16 protein-coding genes are annotated in these 24,009 nt (G+C 43.1%); 9 read left to right on the top strand and 7 right to left on the bottom strand.

Features of this window, described 5'->3' with window-relative positions:
- Positions 1 to 14: 14 nt before the first annotated feature.
- Both coq7 and KCV09_RS06460 read right to left on the bottom strand, forming a co-directional pair.
- On the bottom strand, positions 15 to 650 hold the full coding sequence (coq7, locus tag KCV09_RS06465) for a 2-polyprenyl-3-methyl-6-methoxy-1,4-benzoquinone monooxygenase (RefSeq protein ID WP_004938843.1): 636 nt from the start codon (positions 648 to 650) through the stop codon (positions 15 to 17).
- 4 nt (positions 651 to 654) lie between these two features.
- The gene (locus KCV09_RS06460) at positions 655 to 1,977 is read right to left on the bottom strand and encodes an MFS transporter (protein ID WP_004938840.1); all 1,323 of its coding nucleotides are present in this window, start codon (positions 1,975 to 1,977) and stop codon (positions 655 to 657) included.
- Between the two features lie 169 nt (positions 1,978 to 2,146).
- On the opposite strand from KCV09_RS06460, the gene KCV09_RS06455 reads away from it, so the two are divergent.
- Positions 2,147 to 4,825 carry an autotransporter assembly complex protein TamA gene (locus KCV09_RS06455; RefSeq protein WP_212515697.1) on the top strand — a complete coding sequence of 893 codons (2,679 nt, stop codon included), beginning with the start codon at positions 2,147 to 2,149 and terminating at the stop codon, positions 4,823 to 4,825.
- A gap of 24 nt (positions 4,826 to 4,849) precedes the next feature.
- On the top strand, positions 4,850 to 9,346 hold the full coding sequence (locus KCV09_RS06450; protein ID WP_151815568.1) for a translocation/assembly module TamB domain-containing protein: 4,497 nt from the start codon (positions 4,850 to 4,852) through the stop codon (positions 9,344 to 9,346).
- A gap of 54 nt (positions 9,347 to 9,400) precedes the next feature.
- On the opposite strand, the gene KCV09_RS06445 is transcribed toward KCV09_RS06450, so the two are convergent.
- A complete protein-coding gene (locus tag KCV09_RS06445) occupies positions 9,401 to 9,613 on the bottom strand; it encodes a heavy-metal-associated domain-containing protein (RefSeq protein ID WP_151815569.1) in 213 nt (70 codons plus the stop codon).
- A 7-nt stretch (positions 9,614 to 9,620) separates the two neighbouring features.
- The gene (locus KCV09_RS06440) at positions 9,621 to 12,014 is read right to left on the bottom strand and encodes a heavy metal translocating P-type ATPase (RefSeq protein WP_212515696.1); all 2,394 of its coding nucleotides are present in this window, start codon (positions 12,012 to 12,014) and stop codon (positions 9,621 to 9,623) included.
- 65 nt (positions 12,015 to 12,079) lie between these two features.
- On the opposite strand from KCV09_RS06440, the gene KCV09_RS06435 reads away from it, so the two are divergent.
- The 3 genes from KCV09_RS06435 (at position 12,080) to KCV09_RS06425 (ending at position 16,137) form a co-directional block, all read left to right on the top strand.
- Positions 12,080 to 12,466: a metal-sensitive transcriptional regulator gene (locus KCV09_RS06435; protein ID WP_004948210.1), complete on the top strand. Its 387-nt coding sequence runs from the start codon at positions 12,080 to 12,082 to the stop codon at positions 12,464 to 12,466.
- Between the two features lie 92 nt (positions 12,467 to 12,558).
- Complete coding sequence (locus KCV09_RS06430) at positions 12,559 to 12,918, top strand: hypothetical protein (protein WP_212515695.1); 360 nt, start codon at positions 12,559 to 12,561, stop codon at positions 12,916 to 12,918.
- 579 nt (positions 12,919 to 13,497) lie between these two features.
- Positions 13,498 to 16,137: a bifunctional aconitate hydratase 2/2-methylisocitrate dehydratase gene (locus KCV09_RS06425; protein WP_004938822.1), complete on the top strand. Its 2,640-nt coding sequence runs from the start codon at positions 13,498 to 13,500 to the stop codon at positions 16,135 to 16,137.
- Positions 16,138 to 16,343: 206 nt separating this feature from the next.
- Here KCV09_RS06425 and KCV09_RS06420 read toward each other — a convergent pair whose 3' ends face one another.
- Entirely contained in the window at positions 16,344 to 16,829 is a 486-nt protein-coding gene (locus KCV09_RS06420; protein WP_004938816.1) for an Lrp/AsnC family transcriptional regulator, read from the bottom strand.
- A 273-nt stretch (positions 16,830 to 17,102) separates the two neighbouring features.
- Positions 17,103 to 18,032, bottom strand: a complete 930-nt coding sequence (gene rbsK, locus KCV09_RS06415; RefSeq protein ID WP_004938810.1) for a ribokinase — start codon at positions 18,030 to 18,032, stop codon at positions 17,103 to 17,105.
- Between the two features lie 266 nt (positions 18,033 to 18,298).
- On the opposite strand from rbsK, the gene KCV09_RS06410 reads away from it, so the two are divergent.
- The 4 genes from KCV09_RS06410 (at position 18,299) to KCV09_RS06395 (ending at position 22,568) form a co-directional block, all read left to right on the top strand.
- Positions 18,299 to 18,646, top strand: a complete 348-nt coding sequence (locus tag KCV09_RS06410; RefSeq protein ID WP_055414805.1) for a hypothetical protein — start codon at positions 18,299 to 18,301, stop codon at positions 18,644 to 18,646.
- A gap of 673 nt (positions 18,647 to 19,319) precedes the next feature.
- The gene (locus KCV09_RS06405) at positions 19,320 to 20,570 is read left to right on the top strand and encodes a NupC/NupG family nucleoside CNT transporter (protein ID WP_004938801.1); all 1,251 of its coding nucleotides are present in this window, start codon (positions 19,320 to 19,322) and stop codon (positions 20,568 to 20,570) included.
- 124 nt (positions 20,571 to 20,694) lie between these two features.
- Positions 20,695 to 21,546, top strand: coding sequence for a 2OG-Fe(II) oxygenase family protein (locus tag KCV09_RS06400; RefSeq protein ID WP_004938797.1), 852 nt, complete (start codon positions 20,695 to 20,697; stop codon positions 21,544 to 21,546).
- Positions 21,547 to 21,620: 74 nt separating this feature from the next.
- Positions 21,621 to 22,568: a nucleoside hydrolase gene (locus KCV09_RS06395; RefSeq protein WP_151815889.1), complete on the top strand. Its 948-nt coding sequence runs from the start codon at positions 21,621 to 21,623 to the stop codon at positions 22,566 to 22,568.
- A gap of 31 nt (positions 22,569 to 22,599) precedes the next feature.
- Here KCV09_RS06395 and KCV09_RS06390 read toward each other — a convergent pair whose 3' ends face one another.
- The gene (locus KCV09_RS06390; RefSeq protein WP_004938790.1) at positions 22,600 to 23,805 is read right to left on the bottom strand and encodes an MFS transporter; all 1,206 of its coding nucleotides are present in this window, start codon (positions 23,803 to 23,805) and stop codon (positions 22,600 to 22,602) included.
- Between the last annotated feature and the right edge of the window lie 204 nt (positions 23,806 to 24,009).

The raw sequence follows: 24,009 nt of genomic DNA, 5'->3' as shown, positions 1-24,009 counted from the left end.
GCTTGATATGCAAATTAAATATAATAACTGGTTGTCGTCATGAGTTTGGAAATCGCAGTCATGGTAATTTTGACTGCAAATGGCAATTCAACACCGCCAGCCTCAAGTGCCGATTCGCGATGATGTAGTTCATCCTGATTCATTTGCTCTAAGATACGTTTAGATCGATCATCGTGAGCAGGTAGCTGGTCTAGATGGCTTTGCAAATGCAGACTTACCTGACGTTCTGTTTCGGCAACAAAGCCTAAGCTATATTTGTCGCCTGCAATTCCTGCAATAGCACCCATACCAAATGAAAGACCATACCAAACTGGGTTTAATAAACTTGGCAGACTGTCTAGTTCTTTAAGCCGGTCTTCACACCAAGCCAAATGATCCTGTTCTTCTAGCGCAGCTTGTTTCATTTCATCACGGACATTTGGCAATTTTGCGGTCAGTGCCTGCCCATGATACAGCGCTTGCGCGCAGACCTCACCAGTATGGTTAACTCGCATCAAACCTGCGACATGGCGTGCATCGCTGACACTTAAATGGGTCGATGCGTTGTCTGCCGGATTGCTGCGCTGGGCAGCTGTTGCGCCTGGTACTAAGCTGCGCAACGCCTGATCAAAAGATTGAATGAGTCGATCAACACCATTGTACTGACGCATAGGATTAGTCCTCTAAAGTATCTTGAGCATTATGCAGCATGGGTGGAAGTTTACGTAAGAGCCAGAATGTGAATACTGCACTGAATATGGCTGTAATTATAAATAATATTTTAATGTCTATTTTTAAAATACTTAAGATGACAATGGAAAAAATGGCAGAACTCACCATAAATGCGGCATTTAAAATATTATTGGCTGCCACTACGCGCGCGCGGTGAGAGCGAGGAGAATAGGCTTGCATCATGGCATAGAGCGGTACAATATAAAATCCACCGCTAATTCCCAGTAAAGTGACAGCCAGCATGACGTGATAATACACTTGTCCGGAGGTGAATATCTCTTTTAGGCTAAGCAGGGCGCCGGTTCGTTCTGGAACAAACGACAAACTTGCAGCCAGATAAAAGGCAAATACAGTCAGGCCAACTGCACCAATCGGAACCATCTTGATGTTGAGCTCAGACCCACCAATTTTACGGCACAGCAATGATCCCACCCCAATGCCTACCGAAAAAAAGGTGAGCAAAAGACTCACAACATTTTCAGAAGCATGCAGGTTTTGTTGGGTCATTTGGGGAATCTGGGTAAGATAGGTCGCACCGTAAAACCAGTACCATGAGTTTCCAAGCAAAATGGTGAAAATCAGCGGTAGACTTTTGGCATAACGAATGGTTTGCAAACTGGTTCTAAAAAAATTCCAGTCGATTTTAATGTCAGGCGCAGATACTTTTTGTTTAAGTACGAAGCGACTGCAAATGTACCCAATCAGGGCAATGCCGACCACCATCAGGCTGATCCATAGTAAATTGCCATCTGACGACGCAATCACTGCACCGCCCAAAATCATACCGAGTAAAATTGCAATTGAAGTGCCCGACTGAAACAGCGCATTTCCAGACATGAGTTCATTGGGTTTTAAAATCTCTGGTAATATTGCGTATTTGATCGGCCCAAAAAAAGTGGAGTGAATGCCCATCATAAAAAGCGCAATCATCAGTAAATACAAATGACCCGTTAAGAAGCCTGCCATACCGATTAGCATGATCACAATTTCAAGAATCTTAATGGCTCTAACCAACTGAGCGCGCTCATATTTATCTGCAATTTGCCCAGCCGTTGCAGAAAAAATAAAGTAAGGCAAAATAAACAATAACGCAGCAAGATTGTTTAAGGTACTCACACTGGCATTTTGCTGGCTGATCCAGCCATAGGTTATGACCAGCAACAAGGATTGTTTGTACACATTGTCATTCAATGCGCCAAAAAACTGGGTGAGAAACATCGGCAAAAAACGACGAGTGCTCAGGAGATGTTCATTGTTTTTCATCATGTGTATATTTCATTGCGTTTTATTAAGAAGTGTCATTGCCTTGTTAAGTTTGCTTCAAAATCATGTATGATACTTCGGTAGTTGATCGAGTGAAAAATCAATTGATTTATCAGTATTATCGGTACATTTGTGCAGTCCATTAATAAAATAAGTTTAGAGTTCATTGTACATGCTTGCGACCAAAAAATTTAAACAGTCCGCGCTTGCCCAGTCTGTACGTTTTATATTAAATGTACATGACCTGAATAAACTCATCTACACGAGCATGTTATTGGGTTTGACGGTGTCGACCAGTTATGCTCAAGAAATAAACCCATCTGTTGCTGCATCGAGCTCATCGCAGACTCAGCCTACAATCGACTCTAATGATCTTAATAACGTTGCCACGAGTGTATCAACAACAGCACCTAACCAGCAGGATAGTTTGGCAATCTTGCAACAACAAGCGCAATCTTCAAAAACAATTGCAGAATTCAAACCAATAGAGTTTGAAGATCTTGAAAATTTACCATCGACTGCCGTAGATTCGGCAATGGCCAACGAAATTTACCGTGTTGCAGAGCAAGCCAAAGCAGAAGCTCAGGCTACTGCATCAAGAGCACCGACTTCAGCGACATCTGCCACGACCAATCCATCGCAAGATCTGGCACAGATTAATCAGGCTCCCGTTAATGTTGATAATCTGATGCAGCAAATCCGCTCGGATAGCCAGATTAATGTTCAGGCCAATACCACTGGTCAAACGCTTGAACGAACCAGTCTGCAACAAGCCAGCCAACCCGAAGAAAAAAAGGGATTCTTTAAACGAATTATCGATAAAATTAAGCCAAAGCGAGACCTTGGCGGACAATCCATTCCTCGTATTACGGCAGAGGTAAAAGGTGCTCCAACTGAGCTGGCTGCAAATATTAAGGCGAAGTTATCGAGTTATTCTCAAGAAGCTTTTCAAGATTTTAATAGCTCATTACCGCAACTTCGTAACTTATCGAATCAGGCTGCGCAGGCGGTGGGATATTACAATGCCGAGTTTAAATTTGAAAAGTTGAGCGACTCCAAAGTTCGTGTCAATGTTATACCGCATGAGCCAGTTAAAATTGAAGAGCAAAATATCGACTTCACTGGCCCAGGTGCATCGCTGCCTCAATTCCAATTGATTCGACTTGTTCCTGAACAAGACGTGGGTGATATTTTAAATCACGGTAAATACGAAGAAACAAAATCACGTATTGCGACAGTAGCCTCAGATAACGGATTTTTTGATAGTTATTGGCGCTTGCATGATGTGCGTGTTAATCAACCTCAAAATACAGCCGACATCAATTTAAAGTATGAAACAGGCGAGCGTTATCAGTTGGGTAATGTTGAATTTCGAATGAGTGATCCTTCGAAGAAAATTCCCCTCGATATGGATGTATTGCTCAGCATGACACCTTGGAAAGAGGGAGACGACTACACTTTCTGGCGTGTCAATGCACTGGCCAACAACTTGACCAACTCCCGTTACTTTAACTACACATTAGTCGATACAATTAAACCAGACCCGATTCAAAAGCCATTAGAGTTGCCGCCAGATTTACAGGCCTTGGTGGATCAAGATAATCAATCACAAACGTTACAACAAAGCCCTCAACAGGGTAAAAAAGTTGTGTCTGCAAATGAAGTGACGCAAAATGTTGTAGATGAAGCAGAGTTTGCCGGCACACAAGCGTCTGACAATCAAGATCGAGCATTACGATTACAGCGTAGCGAGCAAAAAGAACAAGAATCTGAGCGTAATCAGCTTGAAAATAAAGCGCGTGAAGAAAAGAAAATTCCTGTGATTGTGACACTCAATGCAGATCGTTTAAACAGTATCGAAACTGGTTTTGGTTACGGAACCGATACGGGATTCCGAGTGCGTGGTCAGTATCGCCGTGCGATCGTAAATAGCCGTGGCCACTCATTCGATGCCAACATGGAAGTCTCGCAAATTCGTCAAGCGGTAGATGTGCGTTATAACATTCCCTATAAACATCCGCTCAATGATTACATCAGTATTGTGGGTGGGTTTGAGCGTGAACTTGACAATGATATTGGACCAAACGTCACTCTTGAAACTCAGACTGCTGTGATTGGTGCAGAGCGTATTATCAAAAATCCACTGGGTGGTTGGCAACAAACCTATGGCGTTCGCTATCGCGTAGATTCACTTAACCAGCGCGGTACGGTTGATGAATCTAGTCTACCAGATGCATTTAAGGTACCTGGTTCCGATCCAAATCAACAAGCTTTGCTATTTGGCTATTCAGTTTCTAAAACCAGTAGCAATAACAATATCAATCCGACCAAGGGTTTTAAGCAAACCTATAAGCTTCAGGTGGCAAGTGATGCCCTGATTTCAGATGCCAATATTATTATGCCAGCTGCCGCTTGGCGTGCTATTTATTCAGTAGGTGAAAATGACGATCACCAATTTGTCGGACGAGCAGATTTAGGCTATATCTTCACCAATGACTTCGAGAAAGTACCATACAATTTGCGCTACTTTGCCGGTGGAGATGAAAGCATACGCGGCTTCGATTATAAGAGCCTTGCACCACTCGAATTTGGCTATAAGGTGGGTGGGCAAGCCTTGGCTGTTGGATCACTTGAATATAATTATCAGTTCAAAGAGGGTTGGCGAGCTGCGATATTCTCTGACTTTGGTAATGCTTACGATAAAGATTTTAATACACCAACAGAATATGGTGTAGGGGTGGGGATTCGCTGGAAATCACCTGTTGGACCAATTCGTATCGATGTGGCATCGGGAATTTCCGATCCAAACCATCCGATTCGTTTACATTTCTTTATTGGCCCACAACTTTAAAACAAAATTTGTACTAGGATCATTATGGGTGAATTCGAACAGCAACCAGCTCAAAAACCAGAAAAAAAACGCCGTATTTTAAGAAGTGTTTTATTTACGTTCGGCATTATTCTGCTGTTTTTAGTGTCTGCCTTGACCATCATGGTATCGACGGACCGTGGGAGTAAATTTTTGCTTGATCGGGTGATGGAACGCCAGCAAATTATTCGCTACGAATACGAAGGTGGAAATCTGCTCAACGGTATTATTCTGCGTAATATCTTAGTCAAACTCAAAGAACTCGATATAAAAATAGATCATGCCGATATTGGGCTGGGTTGGCGTGCACTGATCAATAAAGAGGTGCATTTAAGCCATGCTGATGTGGAAAATTTGCAGATTATCAGCTATGCCAAGCCTACCGGAGAACCATTTAAGTTTAGCGAAATCAAACTGCCGTTTATTTTGCGTGTGAATGAAGCCAATGTGGATCACTTGCGTATTCAAACCAGCGGAACTCATGTTGATTTTAATGATATCTATCTCAAAGATGCATTATGGTCGGGCACAGAGTTAAAGTTTGAAGATTCAGAATTCGATATGGGTTATCTGGCGGTGAAAAATGCCACAGGCCAAATGACCTTTAGCGGGAAATATCCGCTGTCGCTTACAGGTGATCTGAGTTTACCGTCCTTAAATAGCCTGAATATTAAAACCATTAAAGTGGCGGCCAAAGGGACTTTAGACACGATTCAGGCAGGTGTTGCAACCAATACACCAGATTTACTTACAGGATGGGTCGTGGTGCATCCTGTGCGTGATCATGTGCCAATGTTTGGTGAGCTTCAGTTTAAGAACTATCATCTTCCATTGTTGGTCGAGCAAAAGCTTTTTGCCAAAAATGGCGTTGTAAAATTTAAAGGGGATGTCCAGTCATTGGCCCTTACGCTTGATACAGACTTAAAGGGCGAAAACATCCCTGAAGGGCAATATACTGCCAATATGCAAACGGATCTGGTCAATGGATTAACCATTCAGGATTTCAATGGTCAGCTCATGAAAGGATCTGTCAATTTAGCCGGTTATGTGGGATGGGATGATCGTGTGACATGGGATGTGAATGGTCGTCTGAATCGATTAAATCCTAAAGATGAAGTGATTCCGCAAGCGATTCAAGATTTTCTACCGCCTTCACTCGATGCCAATATTAGCTCGAAAGGAACGCTTGAAAATGGAATGGCACTCACTGCCAATCTTGATTTTGACAAATACGAAGCGTGGTCGGTTAAGCTGAATCAGGCAGAAGCCAAGGCAAAACCACAGCCGTTATTGCTGGATATCTCATGGAGTAAAATTGATCGTGCCATGCCATACATTGGTTGGCTGAGTAGTGATTCCGGGCAAGTTAATCTGGCGTTAGTTGACAATAAACAAGACATTCATGTTGCGACAGTCATTAAAGCACATGAACAGGCAACGTTGCCTCCTGGTCAATACGATGCACGACTAGATTTAAAAGACAATATTTTAAATATACCGGCATTTACTTACAAAGCCACGCAAACTGGTAGTTTAAGTGGACAAGCGAAAGTTGAGTTGCCAACTGAAAAGCGTCAGCTTAAATGGAATGCATTTCTAACGGCAAAAGACTTCAATCCGCAATCGATCTCGACTGCTGCGCCTGTCGATCGTTTGAATGGACAAGTCAAAGCCAATGGCTATGCCAAACCCAACCAACAGATTATTCAGCTTAATGCGATTGATTTAAAAGGACACTTGGCAAATTCTGGGCCAAATGATGTGATTGAACTGACGGGTGCCAGTACGGCTGCCATGGTTTTTCACGATGAAAAATCGGGTGGTGGTTTTAAAGGCTTCGCTGTTCAATATGACGGCGGCTTAAATGCGCTGAATCAAGGCAAAGGGTTACTCAAATTTAATATTTCAGGTACGCCTGAATTGATCAAAATCGCACAGCTTCAGCACGATGGTGTCGCAGGTAAAATTTTTGCCAGCGGGCTGGTGAATCTAAAAAATGCAATTGCTTGGGATATCAATGCTTCTCTGGTGCGATTCAAGCCACAGTATTTTGTTTCGAGCGTTCGTGGTGAAGTATCGGGTAATCTAAAGACGCAAGGGCTGTGGTCTGAGCAAAGCAAACGTATCAATCTGGAAAAACTTAATCTCGCGGGCTATATCAATAATAAACTGGTTCGTGGAATGGGGAATCTTGCGTTGGTGATCAATGCAAATCAGAAAGGCTTATTACCGCAGCAGTTTGAAGCCAATAATCTCTTTTTAGCCTATGGGAAGAACCAAGTTCAAGCCTCAGGAAATGCACAAAATTTACGTTTAAAAGTAAATGCACCTGCACTCAATGAGATTTATGCGCCGCTGCGTGGTCGTGCTTACGGTTATTTAAATCTACAGGCGCAGCCACGGCTTAAAGCGACGGCGAATCTGGCTGTAGATAATTTTGGTCTGAACACCATCAGCATCAAAAAAATTCTGATTCAAGGTGAATTACCAACATCTGAGAGCGTTCCAACATCACTCAAAGCCACATTAAATGATTTGCAAAGTGGCACGCGTCAAATCCAGTATGCAGGCATTACCTTGTCTGGTACGCGTAAGGCACATCTGGTTCAACTTCAAGGCTGGAATTACTATTCTAAGTTTTATGTACAGCTGGCGGGTGGCTTTAATGCCTCAAATGACTGGCTTGGCCAGATTCAGCAAGGTGTATTTGATTCTCGTCGTGCGGTATTAAAACAGCAGCAAAATGCGGCTGTAATCTTTAATCGCGCTCGCCAAGAGTTATTTGTGGGGCAGCATTGCTGGGCCAGCCAGCAAAGTCAGCTATGCTTTGATCAGCCGCTACGGGTGAGTCAGCAGCGTGGTAATGTATCCTTTGCAACTCGTAACTTAGACTTAAATGACTTTGCCGCATTTATGCCAGATGGGCTGGCCATTACTGGTAAGCTCAATGGTTACGCCAAGGCCAATTGGGCCAACGGCGGCAAGCCTCAAGTCGATGCACAGCTGGTTACGCGTAATGGTGAAATTGGTTTGGCAGCGTCTGATCCGCAAGATCCAGCATCGACGTTGAGCTATAACCAGTTAAGTGTGATTGCCAAAAGTGTTCCGCAAGGTTTGCTGATGCGTTTAGATGTACAAACAGATGCAATCGGTACAGGCTATGCCAAAGTTGTCATTAATCCGTATCAGACACCAATGCCGATGTCGGGTGAGGTCGCATTTAACAATGTGCAACTCAAAGTACTCAAACCATTTATTAGTGATGTGCGCTCAATGGCAGGCACCTTGTCGTTGGCGGGTAAAGTTAATGGAACACTGACACAGCCACAAATAACTGGAGAAATGCGACTAAAAGACGGTGCAATCAGCATGATTTCGCTACCTGTCAATCTCACTAACATTCAGTTGTATTCATCTATTCGCCAAGATTCTGCAAGTATTAACGGTGCGTTTAACAGTGGTCGTGGTGCGGGCACCCTTACCGGAGATATCGACTGGAAAGATGATCCGCGTATCAAGTTAAATCTTAAAGGTGAAAATTTACTGGTTCGTCAGGCGCCATTGATTACGGCACTGGTGACACCGGATATCTCGATGGAAGCGTATCCTGTAAGTAAGCGTTTAACGGTGCAAGGAAAAGTCGATGTACCACGTGCATTAATTTCGATGCCTGAAGCGACTGAACCTGTGGTTGGTGTTTCTTCGGATGTTCGCGTGGTGCGTGAAGGCCAAGATCAGCTGGCGATTTTGCGTGCGGCAAAACCATGGCAAATTCGTGCGGATATTGGCGTTTCGATTGGCAATCAAGTCATTTTCCAAGGTTTTAATAGCCGTATACCATTGGTGGGTCGTTTAAACCTTACCCAGCGCGGTTTAGATACTGCAATGAATGCCTCAGGGGCAATTGGGGTGAGTCAGAAAGTTAAAATTGAAGCCTATGGGCAGAGTCTAGATTTAAATCGTGCAATTGCCCGTTTTAATGGACCTGTTTCAAACCCAACCCTTGATGTCGATGCCAATAAGAGCGTGCAGGGCAGTACGGTCGGTGTACGTGTTACGGGAACAGCTTCGGTACCGAATATTCAGATTTACAACGATGCAGGGTTGTCTGAACAAGAGGCACTCAATGCCTTGGTGACAGGCCGAATCAATGAAGGAAGTAGTAGCTTAAGTAATACGGCCGGCTTTAAATCGGATGTGAACAATACCATTGCAGCAGCAGGGATCAGTATGGGCTTGGGTGGAACGCGTGCACTGACGAATCAGATTGGTCGGACCTTCGGTTTGAGCGGTTTGGCTCTAGACGCACAAGGCACAGGCGATGATACCCAAGTCAGCCTGACGGGCTACATCACACCAGATTTATTTATTCGATATGGTGTAGGCGTATTTACACCAGTCAATAAACTGACCTTGCGTTATCAGGTGAATAAGCGCTTATACCTTGAAGCGAGTCAGGCACTGGAACGATCGCTCGATATTTTCTACAACTGGCGCTTCTAATAGCAGAATAAAAAAGGGCAATTCAATCGATTGCCCTTTTTTATTGAGATGCATTTAGCTCACCACATCAAAACCCAAGTCTTCTATTGTACTTACAAGGGTATCTCGATTGAGTTCTTGTGCAGCATCGCTATACACCTTAACTTCGGCCGAATCGAGATCGACCTCAACATTTTGAACGTGCTCAAGTGCAGAGAGAGCAGACTTGATCTTACTTGAACATCCACCACAGGACATTCCTTCAACATGAAAAATATAATGCGACATGATCACTTCACTCCGAAGAAAAAGGGCGTGGTTTCCAGCGACGCAAAAGCAGAGAATTCGATAATACCGAAACCGAACTGAGTGCCATCGCAGCGCCTGCCAGCACTGGATTTAGTAAACCCAGTGCTGCCAGAGGAATACCAAGCGAGTTGTAAATAAAGGCAAAGAAAAGATTCTGTTTAACCTTAGATAAGGTGGCTTGAGACAAGTCAATTGCGTGAATCAAGCCGCTGAGTTGATTGCGCATCAGCACCACATCGGCCGCTTCAATTGCAATCTCTGAACCTGCACCAATTGCAAAAGCAACATCTGCTGTAGCAAGTGCTGGTGCGTCATTAATTCCGTCACCAACCATTGCAATCCATTTACCTTGTCGCTTCAAACGCTCGATTTCACTGAGTTTATCTTGAGGTAAAACGCCTGCGATATAATGTTGAATCTCAAGTTGTTCAGCAACCACTTGTGCAACACGTGCGGTATCACCAGTCAGCATAATGACGTCAATACCACGGGCCTTCAGTGCGGCAATTGTTGATCTTGCATCTGGACGAATTGAATCGTGTAATCCGACATACCCCTGAATCTGGCCGTTTATGGCAAGACCAATTACAGTTTGCCCTTGCGCTTCAAATTTTTCGATCAATGCTTGATCAAGCTGAACATCATGATGAGCTAATAAGCGAGGCGATCCGAGTAGAACACGCTGTGAATCAAGTTCAGCTTGGATACCGTGACCCGGTAAAATTTCAATATTTTGCACAGGATTTGATTCGATATTCAGCTGCTGGGCATGATCAACCAATGCGCGAGCAATTGGATGTTCGGAATGGCTTTCAAGCGCGCTGATAACTGACCAAAACACTTTGGTTGTAATAGACGCTTGTATGGTGGTGCTGGCGACCACTGGCGTACCTTGCGTGAGTGTACCTGTTTTATCGAGCACGAGCGTGGTGATGCGCTGAGCATGCTCAAGTGCCTGTGCATTACGAAACAAGATACCTGATTGCGCCCCGCGGCCTGTGCCCACCATAATCGCTGTGGGTGTTGCGAGTCCGAGTGCGCAAGGGCAGGCAATCACCAAAACAGCAACTGCACTGATCAGACTGGTTGTAAATGTATCTGTAAACCACCATGTAAAGCCAAAGGTGAGTACACTGATAGTAAGAACAGCAGGAACAAAAATTGAAGAAATTTGATCGGCAAGGCGCTGGATTTCTGCTTTTGAACCTTGAGCCTGCTCCACCATGTGCACAATTCGGGCAATCATGGTGTGTTGACCAATACCAGTTGCACGAACTTTCAGTACGCCGTGGTGGTTTACTGTTCCGGCAAAAAGTGAATCATCGGGCTGCTTGGAAACCGGCATGCTTTCACCCGTGAGCATTGCTTCATTTACTTCAGAATTGCCCTCAATAATTATTCCATCTACCGGAATGCTTTCTCCAGCACGAACAATAAAAATATCATTAAGCGCAAGCTGATCGACTTCCACATCAATAATTTGACCATTGATCTCTTGATGTGCCTGTTTTGGCTGTAAATTTAACAGCCGCTCAATGGCTGCTCCAGTTTTGGCTTTGGCACGTGCTTCAAGTAATTTACCTAATAACACAAGGGTAATAATACTGGCACTGGCTTCGAAATAGACATGCTCTGATAAGTTGAAAAACAAAACAACACTACTAAACAAATACGCGGCACTGGTACCTAAAACCACCAATACATCCATATTGGCAGAACCGCCTCGTACTGCATTCAAGGCATGTTTATAAAAAAAACGACCACACCAAAACTGTACGGGAGTAGCCAGTAGCCACTGTATACCTCGCGGAATAATTTCATGGTAGCCCAGCATCATCGCCAGCATTTCAATGAATAACGGAAGAGTAAATAAAGCAGCAGTTAAAAATAGCCATTTTTGTTGTTTAAACTGGGCAGATCGATTGGCACTTTCGGTGTCAACATCTGTCTTTTTTTGCTGAGCTGTAAATCCTGCTTTCTCAATGGTCGAGATAATCTCTTGTGGCGTAATCAAGCCCTCTACATAACGCACAGATGCCGTTTCGGTGGCAAAATTAACCTGAGCATCCAATATTGGCTGGCGTTTGAGAACTTTCTCGATACGTTGGCTGCAAGCCGTACAACTCATGCCCTCAATGTTTAATTCAAGCGTGTTTTCATGAAGGGCAAAACCCGCCTTTTGAATCCCCTGAATCACGTCTTCTATCGAACTGGCGCTGCCTTGCAAACGTACTTGTGCACGCTCATTGGCGAAGCTGACCTCGGCGTGAACATCTGGTAAGCGATTCAGGACTTTTTCAATCCGCATGGCACAAGCTGTACACGACATACCGTGAACAGGAAGATTAAAGTGACGCACTTGATGTGTATGTACTGACATTTTAATTTCCTGTAAAATAAAATCAATAATACCCCAATGGGGTATATTTGTGAAGGACTCTCAATATGTCAAAACCTCAATCCGGCACCTCGAAGCACAACACATCAGAGGCTGATTCAAGTACTCAGCCTTCAGCTTGTATGCAATGTGAGACATCTGAAACTCAAACTGGCCAAAGTCCGAAGCAGGTGATTCAACCGCATAAAAAAGCATTGCTGAATCGATTGAGTCGAGTACAGGGGCAAGTCAATGGCGTCAGCCAAATGATTGAAAATGATCGTTATTGTGTCGATATCATCACTCAAATTTCTGCCATTCGATCTGCGCTTGACGCAGTGTCTAGGCAATTACTTGACGATCACGTTAAAGGCTGTGTGCGCCGTGCGGTGTTAGATGACAATACAGACGAGGTCATGGATGAGCTTTTAACGCTCATTAAAAAAATGCGCTAGAAAATTGATCGTATCGCTATGAAAAACTTAACCAAGTTCTAGTTGGGAAAATAACTAAATTTCAGTATCATGATTTGCAAAGGAGAGCGTTCATGAAAAAATTTCTACCGTTGACTGTCTTGGTTGCACTGGTTGGCTGTGGCGAAAAAAAACCACTTACCCCTGAAGAACAGTGGCATGGCTACTGTACCAGCATGGGCAATGCGGCGCGTTCAATTTTGCTCGATCGTCAAAATGGCATTCAGAAAACACAAGCGGTTGAACATGCCAATAAAATTGAAGAGCCGTTCACCAAAACTTTTATTTTAAGTATTGTTGAACAGGTGTATGCACTGCCACAACAGCAAGTGACGGATAAGCCAGATGCAATCCGTGAGCAGATCCGAACTGAATTGATGCAAAAATGTTTGGTAACCCCACACGATAAAGTGCCAAATTACAAGCAGTTCTAATTTTAAGAGATAAGCTTAATTACTTTATAAAATAATGCCATATGATTGATTCGCCCATGTTGGCGAATCGTCTTTGAATAAAATAAAGCAATCACATGATCGATTGGAATTCTGATTAATTCAGATCACTGGGCCTGACAATTCTACAGTTTAAAACAATTTTGATTATTGCATCATGTCTAATACGGCTTTCCTCATATTTGACATTGTGTTTGCTAAAAATTCTCTCTTTTTATTGGCACACTCGTGTAGATAAATAGATGATTTCTTTTAAAGGATCTGCAAGGTGGATATCGCATTTCATGATTAAATCATGCATGATGCATCTGCATTTTGATGAATGCAAAAGGGAGCAAAAAATCAGGAAGCAATTGCAAGAACTACAGGTATTTTGAATGGTTTTTAGCGCTGTTTAGGGTGTACTACTATTTCGCTATAAAATAACGAGAATCACGGAGAAATACGGTCCTTGCATTAACTTTTCACTTGATTTTTAGTAAAATTTTGCTGTCCATATTACTTGTGAAGCTTTAATAAGCAGGAATTCACAAGTAAATTTTTAAAAAGAGGAATAACACTGTGCTAGAAGCTTACCGCCAACACGTTGAAGAGCGTGCCGCACTCGGTGTACCACCGAAGCCACTTGATGATGCTCAAACTGCTGACTTAGTCGAATTACTTAAAAACCCGCCAGCAGGTGAAGAAGCATTCCTCGTCGACTTGCTTGAAAATCGTGTTCCAGCAGGTGTCGACCAAGCGGCATATGTTAAAGCTGCTTTCTTGGCAGCCTTGGCAAAAGGCGAAGCGACCTCTCCACTCGTTTCGAAAGAACGTGCAGTGTATTTACTTGGCACCATGCTTGGTGGTTACAACGTTGCACCATTGGTTGAGCTACTGGATGATGCCCAACTCGGTGCTTTAGCAGCAGATGCACTGAAAAAAACACTTCTTGTATTTGATGCATTCCATGATGTGGCAGACAAAGCAAAAGCGGGTAATACTAACGCGAAAGCAGTTTTGCAGTCTTGGGCAGATGCTGAGTGGTTTACCAGCCGCAAAGACGTACCAGAAGAAATCAAATTAACCGTATTTAAAGTGACGGGTGAAACCAACACTGACGACTTGTCTCCAGCGCAAGATGCTTGGAGCCGTCCGGATATCCCATTACACGCAAATGCAATGTTGAAAAACGAGCGTGATGGTATTAACCCTGAAAAACAAGGTGAAATTGGTCCACTAAGCCAAATTAAAGAACTTATTGCGAAAGGCAATCAAGTTGCTTATGTTGGTGATGTTGTGGGTACAGGTTCATCTCGTAAATCTGCAACAAACTCTGTGCTTTGGTTCTTCGGTGACGAAATCGCGCACATTCCAAACAAGAAAGACGGTGGTTACTGCTTAGGTTCTAAAATCGCGCCGATTTTCTTCAATACCATGGAAGATGCTGGTGCATTACCTGTAGAGATTGATGTTGCCAACATGAACATGGGCGACGAAATCGTTCTGAAGATTGATCATGCAGCAGCGAAAGTCACTGCGTTCAAAAACGGCGAGCAAATTGCTGAATCTGAACTTAAAACGCCAGTACTTCTAGACGAAGTACGTGCGGGTGGTCGTATTAACTTGATCGTAGGTCGTGGTTTAACTGCGAAAGCGCGTGAAGCTTTAGGTCTTGAGCCATCTACATTATTCCGTACGCCAGTACAACCTGCTGCAACAGGCAAAGGTTTTACTTTGGCTCAGAAAATGGTGGGTCGCGCTTGTGGTCTTCCAGAAGGTCAAGGTGTTATTCCGGGTACTTACTGTGAACCTAAGATGACGACTGTTGGTTCTCAAGATACCACTGGTCCAATGACACGTGACGAGTTAAAAGATTTGGCTTGCTTGGGCTTCTCTGCTGACTTAGTTATGCAATCGTTCTGTCACACTGCTGCTTATCCAAAGCCAGTCGACGTACAAATGCAACACACATTGCCAGACTTCATCATGAACCGTGGTGGTGTGTCGCTTCGTCCAGGTGACGGTATTATTCACTCTTGGTTAAACCGTATGTTGCTTCCAGATACAGTCGGTACTGGTGGTGACTCACATACACGTTTCCCAATTGGTATTTCGTTCCCAGCAGGTTCTGGCCTTGTTGCGTTCGCGGCGGCGACTGGTGTTATGCCACTCGATATGCCTGAATCTGTACTTGTGAAGTTTAAAGGTAAAATGCAGCCTGGTATCACGCTACGTGACCTTGTACATGCAATTCCTTACTACGCAATCAAAGAAGGCGATTTAACGGTAGAGAAGAAAGGTAAGAAAAACATTTTCTCTGGTCGTATCTTAGAAATCGACTTGTCGGAAATGGAAACTGACTTGACCGTTGAGCAAGCATTTGAATTGTCTGATGCGTCTGCTGAACGTTCGGCAGCGGGTTGTGCAATCACGCTTTCTGAAGAGAAAGTAGCTGAATACTTGCGTTCAAATATTACCATGTTGAAGTGGATGATTTCACAAGGTTATGGCGATGCACGTACAATGGCGCGCCGTGTTGAAAACATGGAAAAATGGTTGGCTAATCCATCACTTCTTAAAGCGGATGCGGATGCTGAATACACCAAAGTGTATGAAATTGATCTTGCAGACATCAAAGAGCCGATTCTTTGCTGCCCGAACGACCCAGACGATGCGAAACTTCTTTCTGACGTTCAAGGCGACAAAATTGATGAAGTGTTCATCGGTTCTTGTATGACCAACATTGGCCACTTCCGTGCAGCGGGTCAGTTACTTGAGAAAGTACCAAGTGGTTCATTAACAACTCGTTTATGGTTGGCACCACCAACACGTATGGACGAACACCAGTTAATGGAAGAAGGTTTTTACAATACCTATGGTCGTGCTGGTGCGCGTACTGAAATGCCGGGTTGCTCATTATGTATGGGTAACCAAGCACGTGTTGCACCAAATACTACAGTTGTATCGACTTCTACACGTAACTTCCCGAACCGTTTGGGTCAAGGCTCTAACGTATACTTGGCATCTGCCGAGCTTGCATCTGTTGCTGCTGTACTTGGTAAATTACCAACGCCAGAAGAGTACCAACAATATGCAGCACAAATCGACAGTATGTCTGCCGATATCTACAAGTATTTGAATTTCGACCAAATGGGCGAATATACCAATGCTGCTGATCAAGTAGATACCAAGAAAATTGCTGCGGCTCAGTTAACTTAATCGATTGATGATTGAGTTTAAATGAGTAAAAAGGGGCTGAGAAATCAGCCCCTTTTTTTATGGTATCTTTTATTATGCAAATAAAAAGCCCCGCATATTAGCGGGGCTAGTCGTATACGAATCGAGTCATATACTGTATGAGGCTCATCTCAAACTGCGCGTATTAAATCATATTTAGCTGTCAGTTGCAGCAACTATCTTCAACATTATTCAATCAGCATAAAATCTGCGGTATGCGCCAATTTTAATGGGCGTAGTGCAAAAGTCGAACGTGTATGCCGAATTCCTTTAATGGAATAAAGTTTCTTTCTTAAAAACCGCTCATAGTGTTCTGAATCCTTCACCGCAACTTTTACAAGATAATCATATTCTCCTGTAACCAAATGCGCCTCAATCACTTCTGGAATTTCTGCAAGTGCTTCGCTAAAGTTTTCGAGCATTTCATCGTCATGCCGTTCGAGTGTAATTTCAATAAAAAATAATTCATTAATTCCAATGGCTTTAGGATTAATGTTAGCAGTATAACCATCGATAATTTTAAGTGATTCAAGCCGCTTTAATCGTGTCCAGCAAGGTGAGGATGATAAACCGACCTCTTCGGAGAGTTGTGCAATCGTAAGTCGGCCATTACCCCGAAGGGCAGATAAAATTTTCCGATCTGTACGGTCTAATGTGTATTCTGTGCTGTTCAAAATTTAAACCAAAGAAAATTATGCTGTATATTTTCAATATACATAAATTTTATGCTGTTAAAACTAAAAAAAATTGAATATTCGGTAAAATTTTTGAGAGCGTTCAAGTTAAGATGTTTTTATTCAATCAAAGTCATATGGGTAGTGATTTTGATGTGCAGCGAGCCTATTGAAAAGAAGGGTGCTTTTCAATAGGCTTGCTTCACGCGCTGAAATAGTAAAATAAGCATAAAAAAACGCAGAAATATCTGCGTTTTTTTATGCAAAATACATTTATCGAGATGCCAAAAAGTCATCAATTTCTTGACGCCATGGCACAGACGGCTGGGCACCAGATCGGGTAACGGCAATTGCGGCGGCTGCATTGGCAAAGCGTGCAGCGTCTTGTGCGGTTTTTCCTTCAAGAAGCGCCGTCACAAATGCACCGTTAAAGGTATCGCCTGCGGCAATGGTATCGATTGCATTTACTTTAAACCCTTCAATCAGTTTGCCCTGACCGTATTCACTCAGCCAAACACCACGAGAGCCCATAGTAATGACTACAGTTTTAATGCCTTTTTGATGCAACACATTTGCCGCTTCGGCAGCGTCGTGATCATCATGCACAATCACATTAGTAAGGCTCAAAGCTTCAGTTTCGTTGGGCGTAATAATATCGACCAAACGTAGTAATTCTTCTGGCAACTCACAAGCTGGCGCCGGATTTAAAATCACTTTTACGCCAGCAGCTTTGGCAAGCTTTGCAGCGTGCAAGATAGTCGCCAACGGTGTTTCAAGCTGTAAAAGAATTGCGCTTGAGCGTTGAATTAGCTCTGCATGCTGATCGATATATGCAATATCAAGCGCAGCATTGGCACCGGCATGAATACCAATAAAATTCTCTGCATGCTGATTAACAAAAATTAGTGCGACACCTGTGGTGAAACCTTCAACGGCACGTACGGCTTGAGTATCAATGTGGTCTTTGATGAGCTGGTGACGAATTTGTTCGCCCACGGCATCGCCACCTACACAGGCAATAAAACTGGTATTGGCGCCACTTCGGCCTGCTGCTACTGCCTGATTTGCACCTTTGCCACCAAACGCGACCTGATACTCCTGACCATTCAGGGTTTGTCCCGGATGAGGGAAGTGTTCAAGAGAAAGGATATGGTCAACATTGATGCTGCCAATTACAGTAAGCAAAGGACGGGTTGAACTCATTAGAAACTCTAAATTTAAAAAGCGGCGTATTATGCCTTTAATTTTAAGCGATGTATAATTTAACAAACAAGCGCTTAAAAAAAGTGGCCCATATTGCTGATTAGTTATTCAGCTTTTTTAAGCAAAGTAACAAAAATTAATAATGTTATCGTATTGTGAGAATGATATGCATAAGGAGGTGTTTTAAGACTAATTTAAGATAGAAATCCTAAAACGAATGAGTGGCATACAAACAATGATATTCTAGACTGTTGAAGGAGTCAGAGATGAATCTGCATTATACTCATAAGCCGAACTACTATTTCTTTGCACACAAACTTGTTTTGTTCCTAGAAAACTACATCAAGCATCATCCAAATCATGTGCAAGAAACCTTCAACCTAAATACGATTTATGATCTCTTTGATCATGACTTCGCTTCGAGCAGTACCAACTTAGAAGGTATTCTCAATATCGTGGACGAATACGTGATTGAAACCAATAATGGAAATGAACCATTGGTGAAAGCTTACCATATCAGCCATGACAACCATATTTTAACTATCGATTTTAACAGTAACGCAATTGCGCATCTGGCACAGGGTAAAGTGATTACCTATCCAAAGGCGGCATAACAAATGAATTCTCCATAAAACAAGCACATTCCGTGCTTGTTTTTTTTTGAATCTCATTGCTGTATTTCACTAAGTTCATAAAATTAAATGTATTAAAACGATTCAATACGCACTGTTTTTTTACCGTTAGTTCAAAAAAGGCAACGTCTTAGACCATCACTGGTATTCATAAGCAGAATTTTGTAATGCTATAAATTTTTATTATGAGTTTGATATAATTAAGTCACGATTATAAAAAGAAAAAAATAAAAAAATGCGATACTGCTTTTTAATTTGATCAAAATTGATCGGGCAGTCTAAAAAAAACATTCGAAATCTCTGCAAAATTTTGTTAAATTTACCGCCCGATAAATAGCCCAATTAAATATTTGTTTAAAAACAAATGCTTATTTTTAGGCTTTTTGCATTATTTGCCCCTTGTATAAAGCTGGCAAAATCATGATTGGTAAGATAATTTTCAGATTCATGCTGTTTTTTGAGATGGCATGATCTTTGTATTGTCTCCAATTCCTCATTTTACAAATCAGTGATTATGAAGCATCACTGAATGGCGCGATAAGGTAATTCGAGTACAGGGCGATCAGTAACGACATCTTGGTTTGTTTATACAGCAGGTACCACGATGTTGACATGAGTTGCTGGAATGGGGTGTGCTCAGGTTACGGAGATGAAAATGTTTGAATATCGTGGATTGATCGGTATTTTTATTCTTTTGTTGATTGGATATATTTTTTCCAATAACCGAAGCATGATTAAAGTGAGAACGATTTTACCGGCTTTGGGCTTGCAGTTCCTGCTTGGAATTATCATTTTGTATGTTCCATTAGGAAAATACATTTTTGAACAGCTTGCCAATGGCGTAAACCATGTGATTGGTTATGCAGATTCAGGTAGCGCTTTCTTGTTCGGTGCCTTGGTCGGCGATCAGATGAACACGGTATTTAATGGCGCAGGTTTTATCTTTGCACTGAAAGTACTGCCAACCATTATTTTTGTTACTGCCCTAATTTCGATTTTGTATTATTTAAAAATCATGACGGTATTTATTAAAGTACTGGGTGGTTTGTTTCAAAAAGCGCTGGGTATCAGTAAGGTTGAGTCCTTTGCTGCGGTGACGACCATCTTTATTGGTCAAAACGAATTACCAGCCGCGTTGCGTCCATTTTTGCTACGTATGAATAAAAATGAACTGTTTACCGTCATGTGTAGTGGTATGGCTGCTGTTTCTGGTTCGGTATTGGTTGGCTATGCCGGATTAGGCGTACCCATGGAATACTTATTGGCGGCTTCGCTGATGGCGATTCCTGGCGGTATTCTGTTTGCACGTTTATTGAGTCCAGCCACTGAGCCTTCAACTGTTGAAGTATCGGATCTTGAATTTGGTGAACAACGTCCATCCAATATCATTGAGGCCGCTGCGAATGGCGCCATGATGGGGCTTAAAATTGCAGCAGGTGTCGGAACCGTGATTATGGTTTTTGTTGGCCTGCTCAGTCTGGTGAACGGTATCTTCGGTTTCGTGGGTGGATGGTTTGGCTATTCAGGCTTGAGTCTAGATGCCATTTTTGGTTATGTCCTTTCTCCTTTAGCTTATGTGATGGGCGTGGACTGGAATGAAGCGCAGTTAGCAGGTTCTTTGCTTGGGCAAAAGCTGGTCATCAATGAGTTTGTTGCTTACCTAAACTTAGCGCCGCATCTGGCAGATCAAACCATTTCGGCACATACCGCAGCCATTATTTCTTTTGGGTTGTGTGGTTTTGCCAACTTCAGCTCGATTGGTGTAGTACTCGGTGCTTTTGGTATGGTAGAACCAAAACTGACGCCCGTATTATCTAAACTTGCCATCCGTGCGTTGTTGGCCGCAACTTTATCAAACTTGATGAGCGCGACAATTGCCGGTATTTGTCTAGGCTTCGCGCTCTAATTGCGTTGTCGCAGATAGTTTTAATGCATTCAGTTTTGACCAAATACTGACAAAAATAGCCGTATTTCATTCTATAAATACGGCTTATTTTTTGCTTCCATAAACACAATAACATGGAGTTCTTATGCACATTGCAACCATTGATTATACGCATCCCGAAGCAGGGGCTGCATTTGCACAGTCGTTACGTGAAACTGGTTTTGCCGTGATTATCAATCATCCGCTGGACTGGTCATTAATCCAGTCGATCTACACCGAGTGGCTGACATTTTTTAAATCTGAGTATAAAAACAATTACCGTGTTCGTCCCGAACAAAAAGGCGGATTTTTTCCAACCGACTTATCCGAAACAGCCAAAGGTGAAACGGTCAAAGATTTAAAAGAATTTTTTCATATTTTCCCTTCTGGTGTATTTCCTTCCGAATTATCAGCGCTGAGTTTAAATTATTATCAACAAGCATTCGGCTTGGCTAAACATCTTTTACAATGGATTCAAGAGTTTACACCCGAGCATATTCGCGCTGCCTATAGTGAGCCGTTGCCCAGTATGATTGAGGGTGCGGAGGGTTTATTGCGTGTATTACGTTATACACCTGTAGCGACAGATCAAGATTATGTTCGTGCTGCTGCGCATGAAGATATTAATCTCATTACCATTTTGCCCGCTGCGACAGCACCGGGGCTTCAGGTAAAAAATGCAGCAGGTGAGTGGTACGATGTGCCTGTCGAGCCGAATTCACTGGTTATTAATATTGGCGATATGCTTCAAGAAGCGTCCCAGTTCTTTTACCCGTCGACCACCCATCGTGTGGTGAAATTCAAAGATCAAGATGCACAGCAAGAACGAATTTCGATGCCATTCTTTTTACAACCACGCGGTGATGTGGTGCTCTCGTCACGCTATACCGCCGGTGAATATCATGCAGAGCGAATGCGCGAACTCAAAGTAATCCAAGATGGCAAAATTTTGCTATAACGTTTAGATCGATTTATATATTGCGTTTTGGCTTGAGCACGAGTTCAGGCTGTTTTTTAAAAAAAGGTAGTGGAATGACTAATACACCTCGTCAAATTATTATTGATACAGATCCAGGGCAAGACGATGCAGTTGCGATCTTACTGGCGCTGGCCAGCCCGGAACTTGATGTTTTGGCAATCACGACAGTTGCTGGAAATGTACCTTTAAGTTTGACCAGCGTAAATGCCAGAAAAGTGTGTGAATTGGCTGGTCGTCCAGACATTCCTGTATTTGCAGGATGTGATCGTCCGCTCAAACGTCCATTAATTACTGCAGAAAATGTGCATGGCAAAACGGGTTTAGATGGAATTGAATTACCTGAACCGAAAATGCCGCTTCGTCCTGAGCATTCAGTCGACTTTCTAATTGAAACCTTTCGCCGTGCACCAGAAAAATCGATTACGATTTGCTCGTTAGGCCCAATGACCAACACGGCTCAGGCACTGCTCAAAGCCCCTGATATCGCCACGCGTATTGAGCGCATTGTACTCATGGGTGGTGGTTTCTTTGAAGGCGGAAATATTACACCATCAGCTGAATTTAATATGTTTGTCGATCCTGATGCAGCAAAAGTTGTGTTTGCAGCGGGCATTCCACTTACCGTCATTCCATTAGATGTGACTCATCAGGCATTAACCTCAAAAGATTGGGTGGATGGTCTGCGTAAAATGAACAATAAGGTTGGGCCGGCTGTTGCAGCATGGACTGACTTCTTTGAGCGTTACGATATGGAGAAATATGGCTCGGAAGGTGCGCCATTACATGATCCATGTGTGATTGGCTACATGATTAATCCAGCGTTATTTACAGGCCGTTGGATTAACGTTGAAATTGAAACAGATAGCCCACTGACTGTGGGTGCAACGGTTGCCGATTGGTGGAATGTGACTGGGCGTAAGGCTAATGCCGAGTTTTTACGTAGCATTGACCGAGATGCCTTCTTTCAATTACTGTCAGAGCGACTGGCGACTTACGCGTAATTGAAGTTGTATCAGTTATGATTAAACCCGATCAGTGTACTGCTCGGGTTTTTTTCTCGACTGCAAAGGCAATCAATAAAATAATCAGCCCACCTAGGCTGAGTACAAATCCTACCCAGATAGGTGCAATCCAGCCCATATTATGGCTCAATACCCAACCACCCAAATAGGCACCTAGTGCATTGGCTATATTGAAGGCAGAGTGATTCAGCGATGCTGCCAAGCCTTGTGCATCTCCGGCTACATCCATCAGGCGCATTTGTAATCCACCACCTAAGCCCATCACCGTAATACCAATCATAAACAAGCCAGCAATGGCGGTGTATACGTTGTGCATCATGAAGCTGGCAGCAATAAAAGCCAGTGACGCACTGATGAGAACGCCAATAATGGTTCTATTGAGATTTTTATCGGCCAGCCAACCTGCCACCAAGCCGCCAATCACCATACCGATGCCCCAGATTGCCAAGGCAATCGGCACAATCTGAATACTAACTTTAGTATATTCAGTCAAAATTGGCGATACATAGCTATATACCGAAAACATGCCGCCAAAGCCAATTGCACCAACTGCAAGGGTCAGCCACATGTTGATATTTTTTAAACCGGATAGCTCACTTCGTATACTGGCCGTGCTACGGACTTGTATTTGAGGTACAAAAACTGCAACAGACACTAAGGTAACAAGGGCAATGAGCGCTGAAAATTCAAATCCTGAGCGCCAGCCAAACTGCTGGCCTACCCAAGTTGCCAGCGGTACGCCAAGTACGGTTGCAACGGTTAAGCCCATCATCATTTGCGCCACTGCAGATGCACGACGATTTGGCCCTGCCAGTTCTGCCGCCACTAAAGCGCCCACACCAAAGTAGGCGCCGTGCGGAAAGCCTGCGATAAATCGCGAGACTAAAATCATATCCGGTGTTTTTGCCAGTGCAGTCAGTGCATTTGCAATGCCGTAAAATAGCATCAGGCCAAGCAGTAAAGTTTTACGTGGTACACGTGCACCCAAAATTGCAATGACTGGCGCACCAATTACCACTCCAAGTGCGTAAGCACTAATAAAATGACCCGCTTGTGGCACAGTAATCTGTAGATCAGACGCTATTTCCTGTATCAGACCCATCGCGACAAATTCAGTGGTTCCAATACAAAAACCCCCACTGGCTAAAGCGAGAATGACCCAGAATAATGAAAATTGTCGGGCTGATCGAACAGAAGTGTTCGGTTTTAAAGACATAATAAAAAGACAAAATGGGAGAAAAAACAGTGAAAATTATAATGGAAAAAGAACATAAAAGCGAAGCGAACTCGGGCAAGAAGCTAGTGCGAATATCAACTTAAATTTAAGCATGATGTGTTTGATTGACTTTATTGTGCGTGCAAATGCGCTTGCTGAATTGCAGTCGGTTCAAGCCATCCATGATAAGATGAGTATTATTCA

The organism is Acinetobacter soli, from assembly GCF_018139125.1.
Lineage (GTDB): Bacteria > Pseudomonadota > Gammaproteobacteria > Pseudomonadales > Moraxellaceae > Acinetobacter > Acinetobacter soli.
Note: the sequence above shows the minus strand (reverse complement) of the source record. Positions and strands in the feature narration are given on the sequence as shown.

Excerpts from the sequence above, each read along its gene's own strand:
- KCV09_RS06460 (WP_004938840.1), bottom strand. The coding sequence starts at position 1,977 with ATGATGAAAAACAATGAACATCTCCTGAGCACTCGTCGTTTTTTGCCG.
- KCV09_RS06390 (WP_004938790.1), bottom strand. The coding sequence starts at position 23,805 with ATGTCTTTAAAACCGAACACTTCTGTTCGATCAGCCCGACAATTTTCA.
- coq7 (WP_004938843.1), bottom strand. The coding sequence starts at position 650 with ATGCGTCAGTACAATGGTGTTGATCGACTCATTCAATCTTTTGATCAG.
- rbsK (WP_004938810.1), bottom strand. The coding sequence starts at position 18,032 with ATGAGTTCAACCCGTCCTTTGCTTACTGTAATTGGCAGCATCAATGTT.
- KCV09_RS06430 (WP_212515695.1), top strand. The coding sequence starts at position 12,559 with ATGAAAAAATTTCTACCGTTGACTGTCTTGGTTGCACTGGTTGGCTGT.
- KCV09_RS06445 (WP_151815569.1), bottom strand. The coding sequence starts at position 9,613 with ATGTCGCATTATATTTTTCATGTTGAAGGAATGTCCTGTGGTGGATGT.
- KCV09_RS06405 (WP_004938801.1), top strand. The coding sequence starts at position 19,320 with ATGTTTGAATATCGTGGATTGATCGGTATTTTTATTCTTTTGTTGATT.
- KCV09_RS06450 (WP_151815568.1), top strand. The coding sequence starts at position 4,850 with ATGGGTGAATTCGAACAGCAACCAGCTCAAAAACCAGAAAAAAAACGC.
- KCV09_RS06455 (WP_212515697.1), top strand. The coding sequence starts at position 2,147 with ATGCTTGCGACCAAAAAATTTAAACAGTCCGCGCTTGCCCAGTCTGTA.
- KCV09_RS06435 (WP_004948210.1), top strand. The coding sequence starts at position 12,080 with ATGTCAAAACCTCAATCCGGCACCTCGAAGCACAACACATCAGAGGCT.
- KCV09_RS06395 (WP_151815889.1), top strand. The coding sequence starts at position 21,621 with ATGACTAATACACCTCGTCAAATTATTATTGATACAGATCCAGGGCAA.
- KCV09_RS06400 (WP_004938797.1), top strand. The coding sequence starts at position 20,695 with ATGCACATTGCAACCATTGATTATACGCATCCCGAAGCAGGGGCTGCA.
- KCV09_RS06440 (WP_212515696.1), bottom strand. The coding sequence starts at position 12,014 with ATGTCAGTACATACACATCAAGTGCGTCACTTTAATCTTCCTGTTCAC.
- KCV09_RS06410 (WP_055414805.1), top strand. The coding sequence starts at position 18,299 with ATGAATCTGCATTATACTCATAAGCCGAACTACTATTTCTTTGCACAC.